Annotated in this window: 18 protein-coding genes; 11 read left to right on the forward strand and 7 right to left on the reverse strand. The window is 68.6% G+C overall.

Annotated features, from left to right (window positions below):
- The first annotated feature begins 123 nt into the window (after positions 1-123).
- From GON06_RS11705 to GON06_RS11730, 6 genes are all read left to right on the forward strand, one after another.
- A complete protein-coding gene (locus GON06_RS11705) occupies positions 124-1,209 on the forward strand; it encodes a substrate-binding domain-containing protein (protein ID WP_157312469.1) in 1,086 nt (361 codons plus the stop codon).
- A gap of 103 nt (positions 1,210-1,312) precedes the next feature.
- Positions 1,313-2,614: an ABC transporter substrate-binding protein gene (locus GON06_RS11710; RefSeq protein ID WP_157312470.1), complete on the forward strand. Its 1,302-nt coding sequence runs from the start codon at positions 1,313-1,315 to the stop codon at positions 2,612-2,614.
- Between the two features lie 64 nt (positions 2,615-2,678).
- Positions 2,679-3,605 (forward strand): carbohydrate ABC transporter permease, encoded by a 927-nt coding sequence (locus GON06_RS11715; protein WP_157312471.1) that lies wholly within the window; start codon positions 2,679-2,681, stop codon positions 3,603-3,605.
- A complete protein-coding gene (locus tag GON06_RS11720) occupies positions 3,605-4,522 on the forward strand; it encodes a carbohydrate ABC transporter permease (RefSeq protein WP_157312472.1) in 918 nt (305 codons plus the stop codon). The genes GON06_RS11715 and GON06_RS11720 overlap by 1 nt, the downstream gene beginning before the upstream one ends.
- Positions 4,519-5,523 carry a hydroxyacid dehydrogenase gene (locus GON06_RS11725; RefSeq protein WP_332837454.1) on the forward strand — a complete coding sequence of 335 codons (1,005 nt, stop codon included), beginning with the start codon at positions 4,519-4,521 and terminating at the stop codon, positions 5,521-5,523. Before GON06_RS11720 ends, GON06_RS11725 begins: the two co-directional genes overlap by 4 nt.
- 38 nt (positions 5,524-5,561) lie before the next feature.
- Positions 5,562-5,945, forward strand: coding sequence for a UBP-type zinc finger domain-containing protein (locus tag GON06_RS11730; RefSeq protein ID WP_157312473.1), 384 nt, complete (start codon positions 5,562-5,564; stop codon positions 5,943-5,945).
- A 7-nt stretch (positions 5,946-5,952) separates the two neighbouring features.
- On the opposite strand, the gene GON06_RS11735 is transcribed toward GON06_RS11730, so the two are convergent.
- On the reverse strand, positions 5,953-6,312 hold the full coding sequence (locus GON06_RS11735) for an MmcQ/YjbR family DNA-binding protein (protein ID WP_157312474.1): 360 nt from the start codon (positions 6,310-6,312) through the stop codon (positions 5,953-5,955).
- 21 nt (positions 6,313-6,333) lie between these two features.
- On the reverse strand, positions 6,334-6,798 hold the full coding sequence (locus GON06_RS11740) for a MarR family winged helix-turn-helix transcriptional regulator (protein ID WP_157312475.1): 465 nt from the start codon (positions 6,796-6,798) through the stop codon (positions 6,334-6,336).
- 98 nt (positions 6,799-6,896) lie between these two features.
- On the opposite strand from GON06_RS11740, the gene GON06_RS11745 reads away from it, so the two are divergent.
- Together GON06_RS11745 and GON06_RS11750 are read left to right on the forward strand one after the other, a co-directional pair.
- A complete protein-coding gene (locus GON06_RS11745; RefSeq protein WP_157312476.1) occupies positions 6,897-8,006 on the forward strand; it encodes an LLM class flavin-dependent oxidoreductase in 1,110 nt (369 codons plus the stop codon).
- The gene (locus GON06_RS11750) at positions 7,999-8,670 is read left to right on the forward strand and encodes an NADPH-dependent F420 reductase (protein ID WP_157312477.1); all 672 of its coding nucleotides are present in this window, start codon (positions 7,999-8,001) and stop codon (positions 8,668-8,670) included. The genes GON06_RS11745 and GON06_RS11750 overlap by 8 nt, the downstream gene beginning before the upstream one ends.
- A gap of 76 nt (positions 8,671-8,746) precedes the next feature.
- Here the strand turns inward: GON06_RS11750 and GON06_RS11755 are convergent, their stop codons facing one another.
- Positions 8,747-9,502, reverse strand: a complete 756-nt coding sequence (locus GON06_RS11755) for an SDR family oxidoreductase (protein WP_157312478.1) — start codon at positions 9,500-9,502, stop codon at positions 8,747-8,749.
- 44 nt (positions 9,503-9,546) lie between these two features.
- Positions 9,547-10,329, reverse strand: a complete 783-nt coding sequence (locus GON06_RS11760) for an SDR family oxidoreductase (protein WP_157312479.1) — start codon at positions 10,327-10,329, stop codon at positions 9,547-9,549.
- A 214-nt stretch (positions 10,330-10,543) separates the two neighbouring features.
- Between GON06_RS11760 and GON06_RS11765 the strand changes: the two genes are divergently transcribed.
- Together GON06_RS11765 and GON06_RS11770 are read left to right on the forward strand one after the other, a co-directional pair.
- Positions 10,544-11,446: an RNA polymerase sigma-70 factor gene (locus tag GON06_RS11765; protein WP_157312480.1), complete on the forward strand. Its 903-nt coding sequence runs from the start codon at positions 10,544-10,546 to the stop codon at positions 11,444-11,446.
- Positions 11,443-11,841 carry a hypothetical protein gene (locus GON06_RS11770; protein WP_157312481.1) on the forward strand — a complete coding sequence of 133 codons (399 nt, stop codon included), beginning with the start codon at positions 11,443-11,445 and terminating at the stop codon, positions 11,839-11,841. The genes GON06_RS11765 and GON06_RS11770 overlap by 4 nt, the downstream gene beginning before the upstream one ends.
- 5 nt (positions 11,842-11,846) lie before the next feature.
- Here the strand turns inward: GON06_RS11770 and GON06_RS11775 are convergent, their stop codons facing one another.
- Both GON06_RS11775 and GON06_RS11780 read right to left on the reverse strand, forming a co-directional pair.
- Positions 11,847-12,827 carry an NAD-dependent epimerase/dehydratase family protein gene (locus tag GON06_RS11775; RefSeq protein WP_157312482.1) on the reverse strand — a complete coding sequence of 327 codons (981 nt, stop codon included), beginning with the start codon at positions 12,825-12,827 and terminating at the stop codon, positions 11,847-11,849.
- Between the two features lie 71 nt (positions 12,828-12,898).
- Complete coding sequence (locus tag GON06_RS11780) at positions 12,899-13,933, reverse strand: tocopherol cyclase family protein (protein ID WP_157312483.1); 1,035 nt, start codon at positions 13,931-13,933, stop codon at positions 12,899-12,901.
- Between the two features lie 70 nt (positions 13,934-14,003).
- Between GON06_RS11780 and GON06_RS11785 the strand changes: the two genes are divergently transcribed.
- Positions 14,004-14,576 (forward strand): GNAT family N-acetyltransferase, encoded by a 573-nt coding sequence (locus GON06_RS11785; RefSeq protein WP_157312484.1) that lies wholly within the window; start codon positions 14,004-14,006, stop codon positions 14,574-14,576.
- Here the strand turns inward: GON06_RS11785 and GON06_RS11790 are convergent.
- Entirely contained in the window at positions 14,555-15,004 is a 450-nt protein-coding gene (locus GON06_RS11790) for a GNAT family N-acetyltransferase (protein ID WP_157312485.1), read from the reverse strand. The genes GON06_RS11785 and GON06_RS11790 overlap by 22 nt on opposite strands.
- Positions 15,005-15,218 lie beyond the last annotated feature (214 nt).

The following is a 15,218-nucleotide window of genomic DNA, read 5'->3' on the forward strand; positions in this document are numbered from 1 at the left end:
GACGAGGGTCCCGCGGCGCATGCCGCGGGACCCTCGTCTGCGCGCCTGGTCAGCGGTTGACGGGTCTGCTATGAATGAACCGGACGACTTCATGTTAGAAATTGTTATCCGTACGGAGATGCCATGCACGCCGCCGCCCGCCACGATGCGATCCTGCGCGAGCTCGAGCTGCGCGGCTCGCTCCTGACCTCGTCGTTCGCCGCGCGCCTGGGCGTGACGACGATGACGCTGTGGCGCGATCTCGTCGCTCTCGAGGAACGGGGTCTGGTCGCCCGCGTACACGGCGGCGCGATCTCGCCCGCCGTCGCGCAGCAGCAGTCCGCCGACCTGGGCGGCGGACGGACGATGACGCGCCCCGTCGCCACGATCGGCATGATCGTGCCGAACACCCGCTACTACTACCCGGAGGTGATCCGGGGCGCGAGTCAGGCGGCGCGCGAGCTGAACTGTCGACTCGTCGTCGGCGCCACGAACTACTCCCCCGAGGAGGAGCAGCGGCAGGCGAAGCGCCTCATCGCCGCCGGAGTCGACGCGCTGATGATCACACCGCACGACAGCATTCGCCAGGCGAGCGCCCTGCAGGAGCTGCTCGAGGATGCCCGCATCCCGGTCGTGATCGTGGAGCGCTCCGTCGACGACGCCGTCGCCGGACGCCTGGAGTGGGTGCGCTCCGATCACGCGTACGGCGCGGAGGTCGCGGTCAAGCACCTCGTCGAGAACGGCCACCACGGCATCGCGCTCGCGGCTCGCAACGCGGCGACGACGAGCGGCCTGATCGCCGGGTACGACCGCGCCATGAGTGCGATCGGCGCCACCGACGAGCAGCGGCTGCAGCGCAGGCTGCCGGACCCGCCGCTCGGCGACGGGGTCGTGCTGAGCGAGCTCGAGGCCCTGCTCGACGAGTGCCTGCAGGCCGGGATCACCGCCGCGATCCTGCTGGGCGACGCCGACGCGATGGCCTTCACCGAGCTCGTGCTCGAGCGCGGACTGCGGATCCCCGAGGACTTCGCGGTGATCGCCTACGACGACGATGTCGCCGCGTTCGCCGCCGTGGCGCTGACGGCCGTCGCTCCACCGAAGCACGAGCTCGGGCACGCCGCGCTCCGGCTGTGCTTCGACAGGCTGCGGCAGCAGCCGGGGACGCCGCACACGGTGGTGCGGATGACACTGCTCCCCACGCTGTACGTGCGCGAGTCCACGCTGCGCTGAATGTTAGGTTCTGTTAGATAACAGGCGCTCACCTTTGCGACATCGCGAGGCACCTCCAGGATGAGGGAACCGCAAGGTCCCCGATTCAAAGGAGAACCTCTTCATGTCTTTGCGCCGCACCCTCATCGCCGCCACGGCACTGCTCGCCTCGGGCGCGCTGCTGGCCGGCTGCTCCTCCGCCACCTCACCCGACTCCGCCCCCACGAGCTCCGAGAAGGCCAAGGGAGAGATCACGTTCTGGTCGTCGCTGAGCGGGATGGCCGACGTGGCCGCCGCGTTCAACGAGAGCCACCCCGACATCACCGTCAACTTCGAGGAGATCCCCCAGGCCGCGTCGGGCGGCTACACGAAGCTGGCCGCCGCGATCGGTTCCGGCACCGGGCCCGACGTGGTCGGCATCGAGTACAACCGCCTCACCGACTTCGCGGCATCCGGTCAGCTGAAGCCGCTGGACGGCCTCATCCCCGCGAAGACGTTCGACGAGTACCCGAAGAACATCCAATCGCTCGTGCACCTCGGCGGCGACACCTACGCGATGCCGTACGACGCGCCGCCGATGATCATGTGGTACCGCCAGGACGTGCTGGATGCGGCCGGCGTGACCGCCGTTCCGAAGACCTGGGACGAGTTCGAGACCGCGGCCCGCGCAGTCAAGAAATGGAACCCGAACGCATACCTGACGAGCTACTTCACCGCTGAGCCGCAGCTGGCCCCGATGGCGTGGCAGGCAGGAGCCACCTGGTTCCAGGCGAAAGACGACAAGTGGAAGGTCACGATCGACGACGACGCCACTATGGCGACGGCGGAGTTCTGGCAGCGTCTGATCGACGAGGACCTGGTGAAGAAGCAGCCCGGCTTCAACGATGAGTGGGTCTCGGACCTGCAGAAGGACGTCGTCGTCGGCTGGCTGGGCGGATCGTGGGGCGCGTCGTCGCTGAAGAGCCGCACCGAGACGGCGAACCAGCAGGGCAAGTGGATCGCGGCGGTTCCGCCGACGAAGGACGGCAAGCGGAGCGGTTCGCTGAACGGCGGCACCAGCTTCGCCATCCCGAAGACGAGCAAGAACCCCGAAGCCGCCGCCGTGTTCCTGGAGTGGCTGACCACGTCCGAGGAATCCGTCACGGCTCGCGGCGCGGTCGGCACGACGTACCTGGCCTACCCCGGACTGAACGACGCGGCCAAGGCCGTCGCTCCGACCGACTACTACGCGAACGACATCTACGAAGTCTTCGACGAGGCGTACGCGGGGCTGCGCCCCTGGGCCTGGGGGCCGAGCTATGCGGTCACCGAGACCGCTCTGAAGGAAGCCGTCACGGGCGAGCCGACCATCCCCGAGTCGGTCACCAAGACGCAGACGGGAACCGTCACCGGGCTGGAGCAGCTCGGACTGGACATCGCCGAGTAGCACCCGAGCTGCGGGGCGGGGCCGTGCGTCCCGCCCCGCAGCGCACCTCTTCGAAGGACCCGATATGACACTCACGACGCGCGAGTCGCGACGCACACTCAGAAGATCTCTGCCGGGTACCGGCGGACGCACGGCAGCCCTGTTCCTGACCCCGTTCCTCGCCCTGTTCGCGATCACGATGATCGCGCCGATCGCGTACGCGATCGGGATGAGCCTGTTCGTCGAGCGCCGGAGCGGACTCGGTTTCGGTGGCACGACCACCGAGTTCGCCGGGCTCGGCAACTACATCGACGTCCTCTCCGACGAGGCGTTCGTGCAGGGGTTCGCGCGGCTCGCGCTGTACTGCCTCATCTACTTGCCGGTGCTGCTGCTGTCGGCGCTCATCCTGGCTCTGCTGCTGGATGCCGCGGCCGCGCGGCTTCGCCGGATGTTCCAGCTCTTCCTGTTCCTGCCGCACGCCGTCCCCGGCGTCATCGCGGCCCTGATCTGGGCGTACCTCTACACGCCGGGTGTCAGCCCCATCGTGAACGTGCTCGCCTCCGGCGGCATCTCGATCGACTTCCTGTCCGTCCATCTCGTGCTGCCGTCGACGGTCAACATCTCGGTCTGGGAGTGGACCGGATACAACGTCGTCATCCTGTTCACCGCTCTGCAGGCCGTCCCGCGCGAGGTGCTCGAAGCCGCCCGCGTCGACGGCGCCGGAGAGATCCGCACCGCCCTGTCGATCAAGACGCCGCTCGTGTGGCCCGCGATCAGCGTGGCTCTGCTGTTCACCGTGATCGGCTCGCTGCAGCTGTTCACCGAGCCGAAGATCCTGTCGTCGGTGACCACGAACGTCACGAGCACGTGGGTGCCCAACATGTGGGCCTATGAGGCGGCCTTCGTCCGCAACAACCTGCCTCAGGCCGCGGCGGCCTCGATCATCCTCGCGCTGCTCGCCGCCGTCCTGTCCTGGTTCGTCACCCGGTTCACCTCGAAGGAGAGTCACTGATGACCGCCGTCCTCGACCGGCCGGCTCGGCCGGCCCCGCCGATCACGCCCGCTGCTCCCCCGCGTCGCGGTCGCCGTGATGCGGCATCCCGCCCGTCCGGGCTCATCGCCGTCAACGGCCTGCTGATCGTCGGTTCGGCGTACATGATCCTGCCGCTGCTGTGGCTGGTGTTCGCCGTCTCGAAGACGACCTCCGGACTGTACGACGGCAACGCGTTCGCGTTCGGCGGCGCGTTCCTCGAGAACCTGGGCCGGCTGATCTCCACCGACGACGGCATCTTCCTGCGCTGGCTGTTCAACAGCATCCTGTACGCCGGGGTCGGCGCCGTCGTCGGCGGACTCATCTCGGTGATGGCCGGATACGCGTTCGACAAGTTCCAGTTCCGAGGCAAGCGCGCGCTCTACGGCGCCGTGCTGATCGGGGTGCTGATCCCGAACACCGCGACCGTCATCCCGCTCTACCTGCTCGCGGCGGCGTCGGGGATCACGAACACGATCTGGGCGGTGATCATCCCGTGCCTGTGCAATCCGTTCAGCGTCTACCTCGCGCGGATCTTCAGCGCCGGGTACCTCCCCGGCGAGGTCCTGGAGGCGGCGCGCGTCGACGGCGCGGGCCCGATCCGCACCTTCCTGAAGGTCTCGCTGCCGATGCTGACGCCGGGCTTCGTCACCATCGCTCTGTTCCAGTTCGTCGGCATCTGGAACAACTTCATGCTGCCGTTGATCATGCTGCAGAACCGCGACCTGTTCCCCACCAGCGTGGGCATCTTCCTGTGGCAGTCCCAGGCTCCGCAGAACCCCGAGTTCGCCACTCTGGTGATCGCGGGCTCCTTCCTGTCCGTGCTGCCGCTGCTGATCGCCTTCATCTTCCTGCAGCGCTTCTGGCGGGCGGGTCTGTCGGCGGGGAGCGTCAAGTGACGGAACGCCTGAACGTCGCGTTCGCGATGTCCGCGGTCTCGCTCGAGCGGGTCTTCCCTCCGGCACGGATGTCCGAGATCGGGCAGGTCGCCGAGATCTGCGGCATCCTCACCGAGTTCGCCTCGGCACAGGCACGGGCAGTGCTGGCGAAGACCGATGTGATCGTGACCGGCTGGGGCGCGCCGTTCGTAGATCTCCGGGTGCTGGATGCCGCACCGGGGCTACGCGCCGTGCTGCACTCTGCCGGGTCCGTCAAGGCGTACGTCGATCCCGAAGTGCTCGAGCACGGGGTGCAGGTGAGTTCGGCCGCGGCGGCCAACGCCGTGCCCGTCGCCGAGTATGCGGTCGCGATGATCGTGCTGGCGGGCAAGCGGGCGCTGCCGATCGCCGCGCACTATCGCGCCGTTCGCGAGGCCTTCGATGTCGAGGCAGTGTTCCCGCGGATCGGGAACTACGGCAACCGTATCGGCATCGTCGGGGCATCCAAGATCGGCCGGCTGGTGATCGGGATGCTGCGCACGTACGAGCTCGAGGTCGTCGTCTACGATCCGTTCCTCACGGATGCGGATGCCGCCGCGCTCGGGGTGCGGAGCGTGAGCCTCGACGAGCTGCTCGCCACGAGCGATGTCGTCTCGGTGCACGCCCCGTCGCTGTCATCGACGATCGGCCTCATCGATCGTCGGGGAATCGGGCTCATGCGCCCCGGCACGGCGCTGCTCAACACGGCGCGCGGAGAGATCATCGATCAGGCGGCGCTCACGGAGCGGGTGATCGCCGGGGAGATCACCGCGATCCTCGACGTCACGACGCCGGAGGTGCTCGACGCCGACGACCCGCTGTTCGCGTCCGATCACGCGCTCATCACGCCGCACATCGCCGGCTCGATGGGCAGGGAGCTCGGACGTCTCGCGCGCTCGGTGCGCGACGAGCTGATGCGCCTGAGCGCCGGCGAGCCGCTCGCACACGCCATCGACGGACGGACGCTCGCGATCACGGCGTGACCCCGCCACGGACGATCGCGGGCGCGTAGAGTCGCGGCATGAGCGACGACGCTTCGATTCCGCAGAGCATCCTCGACGCAGCACCCGGCCCGTCCGGCGACGGCTGCCAGGACTGCGAGGCGACCGGCAGCTGGTGGTTCCATCTGCGGCGGTGCGTGCAGTGCGGCCACGTCGGATGCTGCGACGACTCGCTCGGTCAGCACGCGACCGTGCACTTCGAGGCGACCGGACACCGCTGGATCCGCAGCTTCGAGCCCGGCGAGGACTGGTTCTGGGACTACGTCGGCGCGCGCATCGTCGCCGGCGGCGAGCTGGCCCCGCCGCAGGAGCATCCGGTGGAGCAGCCGACGCCGGGGCCGGCCGACCGCGTGCCCGACAACTGGCAGCGGCAGCTCGCAGCCGCGCGGGCGGCGCGCGAGTAGGCACCTGTCAGCCGGGCCCACCCGGATGCGCGAGGTCGTACGCGCGGGACAGCTTCTGCGGCACGACCATGCGCCAGGCATCCACGACGAACTCCCTCGCCTCTGCCGGATCGAGCGCCGCGAGGTCGGCCCGCACCCAGTGGAATCGCATGTCCGAGGGCGACGGCATCGAGAACTTCTCGGGCTGCCCGCCGACCAGGCCCTCCCGCATCTCCTTCGGAAACCCGAACTCCATCGTCAACTGGTCCGCCGAGAACGCCACGTAGACGAGTTGCCCGACCCGGAACTTCACGCGGCCGCGCACGAGCACCTCGTATGACCGCTCCAGCGTCGAGCCCAGAGCGCGCACATCAGCGATGGTCGCCATCGCCTCAGGATACGACCGCCCTCAGACCTCGAGGTGCCGGCGCAGAGCCGCCGAGATCCCGTCCAGCTGCTCCAGCTGCTCAGCGCTCAGCGCGTCGATGAACAGCTCACGCACCGCACGCAGATGCGGGACGGATCCCGCGCGGAACGCGTCGCGCCCGGTATCGGTCGCCAGAACATCGACGCCGTGCGCGGCGTCCGCACAGGGTTTGCGCGTGATCAGGCCGCGCTTCTCCATCCGGCCGAGATGATGCGAGAGCCGGCTGCGCTCCCAGCCGATCATCGATGCGAGCTCGGACGAGCGCAGCGTGAACCCCGGTGCCTCGGTCAGGGCGAGCAGCACCCGGTAGTCCCCCGACGACAGCGCTGACTCGGTCAGCATCCGACCGCCCAGCCGCGCACGCAGCGCCTCAGAGGTCTCGACGTAGTCCCGCCACACCCGCAGCTGCTCTGCCGTGGGCATGGTCCGGCGCATCTTCTGCGGCATCCCTCCACCTCGATTCCGAACGGGAATTGACACGTCAACCATAGCGTTGCATCCCTCTGATGGGCCGGATGCTCCGGCCGAGGGAAGGTCGTGAGGCGATGACCACCGAGGCGTCAGGATTCGAGTTCGGGCTGAACTCGTTCGGCGACGTGGCGACGGACGGCGGTCGGGTGCAGACCGACGCCGAGGCCGTGCGCCTGCTGGTCGAGGAGGCGCAACTGGCCGAATCGGTGGGGCTGGACGTGTTCAGCGTCGGCGAGCACTACAAGGAGGATCAGGTCGATTCGGCGACGCCGGTCGTGCTCGCGGCCGCCGCTCAGGTGACCTCGACGATCGGCCTCGGCACCTCGGTGACCGTGCTCTCCACGCAGGATCCGGTGCGGCTCTATCAGGAGTTCGCGACGGTCGACGCCCTGTCCCAGGGGCGCACCCACCTCGTGCTCGGTCGGGCCTCGGCGATCGAATCGTTCCCGCTGTTCGGCTACGACATCGCCGAGTACGAGGAGATCTTCGAGGAGAAGCTCGACCTGTTCCTGCGGCTCATGCATGAGGACCGCGTCACGTGGTCTGGCAAGTACCGCTCGGCACTCGACGACGTGCGCCTGCACCCGCGGATGCCGGAGGGCGTGCCGGCGTGGATCGGCATCGGCGGCAGCCCCGACTCGGTCGTCCGCGCCGCCCGGCACGGGCTCCCCCTGATGATGGCGATCATCGGCGGGCGGCCGGAGCGCTTCGCCGGGCACGTGGAGCTCTACCTGCGGGCCCTTGCGAAGTTCGGCCACCAGGAGCTCCCGATCGCCCAGCACTCCCTCGGCCTGATCGCCGAGACCGACGACGAGGCGAAGAACGTGCACTGGAAGCACTGGCAGCCCGTCGTGACCGAGATCAGCAAGGAGCGCGGCTTCTACCCGCCGACGCCGGAGCGGTACGCCGAGGAGATCGAGCACGGCGCCCTGTACGTCGGATCCCCCGAGACGGTCGCGCAGAAGATCGCGGCGGCCGCGCGGGCGAACCACCTGTCGCGCTTCGACCTGAAGTACGACCTGCGCCACCTTCCCCGTGAGGTGCGCGAGAGCAGCATCCGGCTGTTCGGCGAGAGGGTGGCGCCACGTGTGAAGGAACTCCTCACCGAGGACCCCGGAGACTGGTATCTCACCCGTCGTCCGGTCGCCCAGATCACCAAGGACGGAAAGGCCGTACATGTCTGAGAACAGCATCCGCACCGTCGGCATCCTCGGCGCCGGCAAGGTCGGCACCGTGCTCGCGCGGTTGGCCGTCGCCGCCGGGTACCGCGTGCTGATCGCGGGATCCCGTGACCCGGAGCGGATCGCGCTGACGATCGAGGTGCTCGTGCCCGGCGCGACCGCCGTGCACGCCGACGAGGTCGTCCGCGAGGCCGACGTGGTCGTGCTCGCGCTTCCGCTCGGCAAGCACCAGAACGTGCCCGCCGACCTGCTCGTTGGCAAGCTGGTCATCGACACCATGAACTACTGGTGGGAGACCGACGGCATCCGCGACGATCTCAGCGATCCGCGCACCTCGACCAGCGAGATCGTGCAGGAGTTCCTCGCCGGCGCGCGCGTCGTGAAGGCGCTGAACCACATGGGGTATCACGACCTCGACCAGGAGGCACGGCCGGCGGATGCCGCAGGGCGCAAGGCGATCGCGATCGCCGGCGATGACGAGGCGGATGTCGCCGACGTGGCCGCCTTCGTCGACGCGCTCGGCTTCGATCCGGTGCTCGCCGGTCCACTCGCGGCTGGCGCCGTGCTGCAGCCGGGGAACCCCGCCTTCGGCGCGAACCTGCCGGCCGACGAGTTGCGCGAGCTGATGGGCGGTGTGCCTCGGCAGCACCCGGTGCCGGTGGGGTGATGGTGCGCAGAAGCCGCCTCCGCGAAAGCGGAGGCGGCTTCTGACGTTCGGCGATCTCTCGGGCCGACGACCCCGATCAGTGGCGCGGCGGGTTCAGCGGAAGCCACTCCGCCAGGGTCGTCCCGAAGATCTGCGCGCCCTCGACGGGGATGAGCGTGCGCTCCTCGATCTGCGCACCGTAATAGGGCGCGCTGTCGTCGCGCACGACGACCCTCGGGTCACCTCGGAACGAGAGGGCCCGACGCGCGAACTCGTCCATTCCGAAGGCTTCGGGACCGGCGATCTCGATGTCACCGGTGGGCGCGCCCGCCGCGGCACGGGCCACGGCGGTCGCGACATCCTCTGCGGCGATCGGCTGGATGAGCGCGCCGGGCAGGGTGACCGTGCCGTCCTCGGTCGAGATGTCGGCGATGCTGCCGACGAACTCGAAGAACTGCGTCGCGTGGACGAGCGAGTAAGGAATGCCGGAGTCCCGGATCAGCTCCTCCTGCGCGACCTTCGCCGCGAAGTAGGGGATGTTCTGGGGGCGATCGGTGCCGACGATCGTGAGCGCGACGTGGTGGGTGACACCGGCAGAGCGCTCCGCGGCGATGAGATTCCGGGTCGAGGTCGTGAAGAACTCGAGGACGTCGGCCGGTGCGAACGACGGCGAGTTGGAGACGTCGACGACGGTCGAGGCACCTTCGAGAACCTCCGCGAGCCCCTCGCCGGTGAGCGTGTTGACGCCGGTGTTCGGCGACGCCGCGACGGCCTCGTGGCCGTGCTCGGTGAGCTTCGCGACGACCTTCGAGCCGATGAGGCCGGTGCCTCCGATGACGACGATCTTTGCCATGACATGCCTTTCTCTCTGGAGGATGCCGAGATGGCGTCCACCAGTCATGACCGGGCGGAGGACGCCGGTGTGACGGCAGCCCTCCGGACGCGCCAGTCGTGATACCTGGTCTGCGCGATCGTGGCGGTCGCCTCGGGGAGAAGGTCGCGACTCGCGAGACGCGCACCGAAATATGTTCCGAGCGGGTCGGGGGTGACCTCGCGGTCGTCCTTGCGGGATCGGAGATCGATCGTCGCGAGATCCTCGAGGCTGAACACCTCCGGACCGGCGTACTCGACGGTGCCGTACAGCGGCTCTCCGAGCGCGACCTGCGCGACAGCGTCGGCGACGTCGTCTGCGGCCATCGGCTGCACGAGCACGTCGGCGAGACGCACGGCTCCGTCATGAACGGCACGGTCGGTGATGATGCGGATGAACTCGAAGAACTGGGTCGCGTGCACGATCGAGTAAGGTCGCCGCGACGCCTTGAGGAGCTGTTCCTGCTGCTGCTTGGCCGCGAAGTATCCGCCCGCTGCCTGGGCGAGGCGGTCCGTGCCCACGACCGAGAGCGCGACGTGGTGCTTCACGCCGGCGGCTTCGCCGTAGCTGAGCAGGTTGATCGTGGAGACGTAGAAGAACTCCTGCGCTGCTGCTTCGTCGGTGTACGACGAGTTGGAGACATCGACCACGACCTCCGCGCCCTCCAGCGCCTCCTGCAGTCCTTCGCCCGTGTAGGAGTTGACGCCCGTGGCGCGCGCAGCGGCCAGGACGTCGTGGCCTTCCGTTCGCAACTGACGGACGAGCTTCGTGCCGATCAGCCCCGTTCCTCCGATGACCGTGATCTTCATCTCTCTCCTTCGAGTACTCGCTGGATGCCACGGGATTCCGTGCGCACAGAGGTGACAACGCACCCTCGTCGTCTGTGACAGACCCTGGGCGATCGCTGCGACGGTGTCACAGACCGAGACGCTCCCCGGTCAGTGGTTGTGAGGGCGAACCGCGCGTGATCCGAGCCGCCGCGAGTTCGCCGGAACGTGGTAAGCCATGGGAATGGATGGAGCGATGGACGCTGATCTCTCGACGGACACGGTCACGGATCTCGACGATGCCCTGGCGGTCTTCGATGAGCACCGGCGGCACCTCTTCGGCATCGCATATCGGATGCTGAGCACGGTGGCCGATGCGGAGGACATCCTCCAGGAGACCTGGATCCGCTGGCAGAACACGGACCGGACGCAGGTTCAGGAGCCGGTGGCGTTCCTCACGACGATCACGACGAGGCTGGCGATCAACTTCCTGCAGTCCGCGCATTCGCGCAGGGAGACCTACATCGGCCCGTGGCTTCCGGAGCCTGTCAACACGGAGGACGATCCGGCGCTCGGCGCCGAGCGGGCGGAAGCGCTGCAGTTCGCGATCCTGCTGACGCTGGAGAAGCTGACCCCGACGGAGCGCGCCGCATACATCCTGCGAGAGGCGTTCGACTATCCCTACCCGAGGATCGCGGAGGTGATCTCCAGCAGCGTCGTCAACGCGAGACAGCTGGTGAGCCGGGCACGGGCGCATCTGTCGGCGCCACGCACGACTTCGGTGGACTCCGTCGCGCAGCGACGCCTCCTGGAGGCCTTCCTCGCCGCCGCCCAGAAGGGCGATGCGCAGGAGCTCGAGGCGCTGTTCGCCGCCGACGTCGTCAGCTACACCGACGGCGACGGGGCGAAGCTCGCGGCGCGCATTCCCGTCATCGGCCGCAGCCGGGTGGCGAAGTTCGTCGCGGCGTTCGCGCACCATTTCTGGATCGGCAAGACGATCGAGTGGGTGCAGGTCAACGGCCAGCCGGCCGCGACTCTCCGCGAGCACGGGAAGGTCACCACCATGGTGACCGTGACGACGTCGAGCGCTGGCATCCTCCAGCTTCTGTGGGTCATGAGCCCGCAGAAGCTCCTTCGGCTCAACCCGGTCGGCACATGACCCGGAAGCACTACCCGACGTGGCTGCGCCGACGACGCCATGACGCCGCCGACGGCGACACGCTGGCGGCGCTCGCCGCGGCGCTGTCGGCGCAAGACCACGGCGCGACCCGCGGTCTGCTCCGCGCGGATGTCGTCGTGATCATCGACAGCGGCGGCCATCTGCCGACGCCCTCGAGCCCCGTCATCGGCAGGCCCGATGCCGCATCCGAACTGCTCGCCCTGATGGCGCCGGACACGGATTTCGCTGACGCCTCGGTCAACGGCATCCCCGGGCTCACGTTGATCCGTGAACAGCGGGTGGTCGGCGTGCTGACGGCAGAAGGTCGATCGGGTCTCCTGTCGAGCGTCTGGGTCGTGTGCAATCCGGAGAAGCTGCACCGCTGGAACCGGTGAGCCGCTCACCGCTCAGCGTCGAGCGCGATTCGCACCTCGCGTTCCTCTTCGTCGGTGAGGCCGGCCTGCCGCGGAACGTCTCGAGTGCGCTCAAAGTCGAGCGTGTCCGCGAGAGTGTCGGCGAGCGGGCGCGTCACCAGTCCGGCAGCACGGGCGCGGCTCGTGTCCATGGTCGCGAACCAGCGCCACTCCTGGTCGGCGATCCACAACGGCATCGACTTCGGACCCATCCATTCCGCGATGCCGAGATCCGCCATCCGATCGAGCGGCACCGGCCGCAGCGCCGCCTCGCTGTGCGCCACCTGCCTCGACGTCTCGAGAACCTCACCCAGCGAGGTCTTCGGACCGGTCGCATTGAACACGCCGTCGATCCGCTGCTCGGCGGCGGTGACCAGCCAGCTCGCCAGATCGCGGACGTCGATCAGCGCGACGGGGAAGTCCAGGTCGTCCGGCACGATGACGTCGTCACCGGTGGGAGACGCGAAGCGCCACGGCCAGTAGCCGGTGCGGCCGGACGCATCGCCCGGTCCGCCGATGAGTCCGCAACGGGCGATCGTCGACGAGGACGCGGCCACCGAGACCGCGCGCTCGCAGGCCACTTTCGCCGGTCCGTAGTCCTCCATCGACTCCATCACGTCACCGTCGAGAGGGTCGAGCAGCGCGGCATCCTCGGACTGCTCGGGCCGGTCGAACGCGGCATAGACGTTTCCGGTCGACACGAAGACCCAGTGCCGCGTGTCGAGGTCCCGAACGGCACGGCGCACCTGGCCGGGTTGACGCGACACATCGATGACGGCATCCCATCGCCGACCGGTAACCTCGGCCAGGCCGCCCTCCTCATCGCGGTCGGCGACGACGAAGGTCACGCCAGCGGGCGCCGGCGAGGTACCGCGCGCGAGGCAGGTGACCGTGTGCTGACGAGCGATCGCCTCGTTTGCGATCGCGCGGCCGAGGAAGGCTGTGCCGCCGAGGATCAGGATCTCCATGGCACGATGCGACCACGGCGCGACCGGTGCTGTCCAGTCCTTCCGCTGTGAGCGGTGCACCATACGACGAATCAGTCGGTGACGGGCGCTGAATGGGTCGCAGAGGTGTCCAGGCCACGGCGCGCGAGCTCGGCGCGCGCCCGGTCCAGCCCGCCGTGCTCCAGGCCGGCGAGCGCGGACCTCCCCGACCACACGACCGCTCCCCTGCGACGCACGGTCACCTCGAGGTCGCCTGCCAGGTGCTCGAGCGCACCGGCCGTGTTCCGCTCCTGAGAGGGCAGCGGCACCGGCAGCACGCAGGATGCCCCTCGGGGCGCCGTGCCGGCGACGTCGATCGTCCACCCGAAGCCCCGGCCGTGCAGCATCCACCGTTCGTCGTCGACGATCGCACGCACGGGGCTGACGCCGGGGTTGCCGAGCCGGATGACCCTGCCGCTCGGCAGCCGTACGACAAGGCCCGTCACCTCGGTGCGGATCGGTCCGGAATGGACCTGCCCACCGGCGAACGCGACGCAGGCGCCCCGTTCAGCAAAGCCCTGGGCCTGACCCCACCACCAGGAATCGGGGAAACCCTCGCGGCCCCAGTTCTTCTCGGCGTAGATCTGCGCGTCGTGCAGCTCCCACGTCTCGTCGCCGAGCGTCGCGGTGCCGTTCACCCGCCCGCCCAGCAGCCACGGATGCCAGTACTGGTTCAGTGCGGGCACGGACTGGAACACACTCGATCCGCCGAACGCACGATGCGGCCACCGGAGCGCGTCGTCGATCATCACGTCGAGTCGGGCGTCCGCTCCGAGATCGACGTGCAGCCGCCGATCGTCACCGCTGAACGCATCGCCCGCGTGCGCTCCGACGCCGACACGATCAGCGGATGCCGACGGATGCTCGGCCACACGCAGGAATCCGCCGGGGTGTGCGGCGAACCCGAGGGTCGCCCAGGGGCCGTGCGGGCCGCGGTTGACGCCGTTCAGGGCGATGATCACACGGCCGGTGGCGGAGTCGGTGATGCGCCAGAAGTAGCCCTCCATCGCGACGCCCGGATGCGCGGGCAGCGGACTCTGGAACGGCAGGTCCGCCCCCGTCGATCGGTACCACGTGCGCAGGCCCATGTGGCCAGAGTCCGCCTGTCCCGTGCTGCTTGTCAATGGATCGCGGCCTCTCGACTGGCAAGCTGACAGGATGCACTCACCCTGGCCCGTCTCCGTCGGCGACCTCGAGCTCCGCACGCCGACGCCCGGCGACATCGACCAGGTCGTCGCCTTCCGCAACCTCCCCGAAGCCAACCGCTTCATGATCCGGACGAGCGTGGACCCGGATCAGCTGCGATCCGAGCTCGCGGCCCTCGCCACCTCGACGAACGACTACTCGTGCGTCGTCGCGCGGGATGAGGAGGTCGTCGCCATCGGATTCCTCGACATCGTCGACGGGATCGGCCAGCCCGGCAGGCCGACCGGTACGGAGGGCGTGATCGGCTACATCGTCCGTCCCGGCCACTGGGGACAGGGCATCGCCTCGGCTGTCGTTCCCGAGCTGCTCCGCGCGGGATTCGACGGTCTCGGGCTGCGTCGCATCACAGCCGCCTGCACCGCGGCGAACACGGCGTCGGCGCGCGCGCTGGCTCGCGCCGGCATGCGGCGCGAACGACACGGGATAGCGGACGAGTGGCACGCGGAGCTCGGGTGGACGGACAGCTTCGGCTTCGCGCTGCTGGCGGCGGAGTGGCGCCTCGATCAGGGGCGCGACCAGCGATAGTCGCTCACCCAGAGGCCAGGGAGCACTTCACGATCCCCAACGTGCGTGAACGCCAGCCCCTCGTAGAGCGATCGAGCCGGCTTGTTAAGAAGGCCCGTGGACACGAGAGCACGAGAGCCGTTCGTCAGAACGTCCAGCACGAGGCGTCTTCCTATCCCCCGTCGGTGGCACCTCGGATCGACGATCAATCGATCGATGTCCACCTCGTCATCCTCGACACGGAACCCGACCGCACCTCTGATGGTCCCTGCACTGTCGCGGTCCATGATCCAAGACAGATCGGCAGCAAGAAGATCTGCCTCGGTCTCGCTGAGAGCGGGGATGCGGTCGTCCCCGATCAGGGCCGCCTCCACCTGGTAGGCGTCGCGCTGGATGCGGAAGAGCGCGGCCACGTCTGCATCCGCGAGAGCTGGGCTTCTGGGTTCCATGAGGCCATCCTTCAGGGCTACCAGCGAATCGTGCTTCACCACGCGATCTGCGGAAGGCACACATTTCCGTGATCAAACCGTTGCTTTTCGTTACCTCGCCGTTATAGAGTGATCGCACGGTGAATGTTTGCTGTGGCATCCACCGCATGTGATTGCAGGACCTCTTGGTGCAAGGGACAAGGGCCGGTCGGGAGCCTCTCCGACCGGCCCTCAA

This window comes from Microbacterium sp. MAH-37, assembly GCF_009758255.1.
Classification (GTDB): Bacteria; Actinomycetota; Actinomycetes; order Actinomycetales; family Microbacteriaceae; genus Microbacterium.

Bases quoted from the DNA above. Each gene is read 5' to 3' on its own strand.
- GON06_RS11705 (WP_157312469.1), top strand. From the start codon at position 124: ATGCACGCCGCCGCCCGCCACGATGCGATCCTGCGCGAGCTCGAGCTG.
- GON06_RS11710 (WP_157312470.1), top strand. From the start codon at position 1,313: ATGTCTTTGCGCCGCACCCTCATCGCCGCCACGGCACTGCTCGCCTCG.
- GON06_RS11715 (WP_157312471.1), top strand. From the start codon at position 2,679: ATGACACTCACGACGCGCGAGTCGCGACGCACACTCAGAAGATCTCTG.
- GON06_RS11720 (WP_157312472.1), top strand. From the start codon at position 3,605: ATGACCGCCGTCCTCGACCGGCCGGCTCGGCCGGCCCCGCCGATCACG.
- GON06_RS11730 (WP_157312473.1), top strand. From the start codon at position 5,562: ATGAGCGACGACGCTTCGATTCCGCAGAGCATCCTCGACGCAGCACCC.
- GON06_RS11735 (WP_157312474.1), bottom strand. From the start codon at position 6,312: ATGGCGACCATCGCTGATGTGCGCGCTCTGGGCTCGACGCTGGAGCGG.
- GON06_RS11740 (WP_157312475.1), bottom strand. From the start codon at position 6,798: ATGCCGCAGAAGATGCGCCGGACCATGCCCACGGCAGAGCAGCTGCGG.
- GON06_RS11745 (WP_157312476.1), top strand. From the start codon at position 6,897: ATGACCACCGAGGCGTCAGGATTCGAGTTCGGGCTGAACTCGTTCGGC.
- GON06_RS11750 (WP_157312477.1), top strand. From the start codon at position 7,999: ATGTCTGAGAACAGCATCCGCACCGTCGGCATCCTCGGCGCCGGCAAG.
- GON06_RS11755 (WP_157312478.1), bottom strand. From the start codon at position 9,502: ATGGCAAAGATCGTCGTCATCGGAGGCACCGGCCTCATCGGCTCGAAG.
- GON06_RS11760 (WP_157312479.1), bottom strand. From the start codon at position 10,329: ATGAAGATCACGGTCATCGGAGGAACGGGGCTGATCGGCACGAAGCTC.
- GON06_RS11765 (WP_157312480.1), top strand. From the start codon at position 10,544: ATGGACGCTGATCTCTCGACGGACACGGTCACGGATCTCGACGATGCC.
- GON06_RS11770 (WP_157312481.1), top strand. From the start codon at position 11,443: ATGACCCGGAAGCACTACCCGACGTGGCTGCGCCGACGACGCCATGAC.
- GON06_RS11775 (WP_157312482.1), bottom strand. From the start codon at position 12,827: ATGGAGATCCTGATCCTCGGCGGCACAGCCTTCCTCGGCCGCGCGATC.
- GON06_RS11780 (WP_157312483.1), bottom strand. From the start codon at position 13,933: ATGGGCCTGCGCACGTGGTACCGATCGACGGGGGCGGACCTGCCGTTC.
- GON06_RS11785 (WP_157312484.1), top strand. From the start codon at position 14,004: ATGCACTCACCCTGGCCCGTCTCCGTCGGCGACCTCGAGCTCCGCACG.
- GON06_RS11790 (WP_157312485.1), bottom strand. From the start codon at position 15,004: ATGGAACCCAGAAGCCCAGCTCTCGCGGATGCAGACGTGGCCGCGCTC.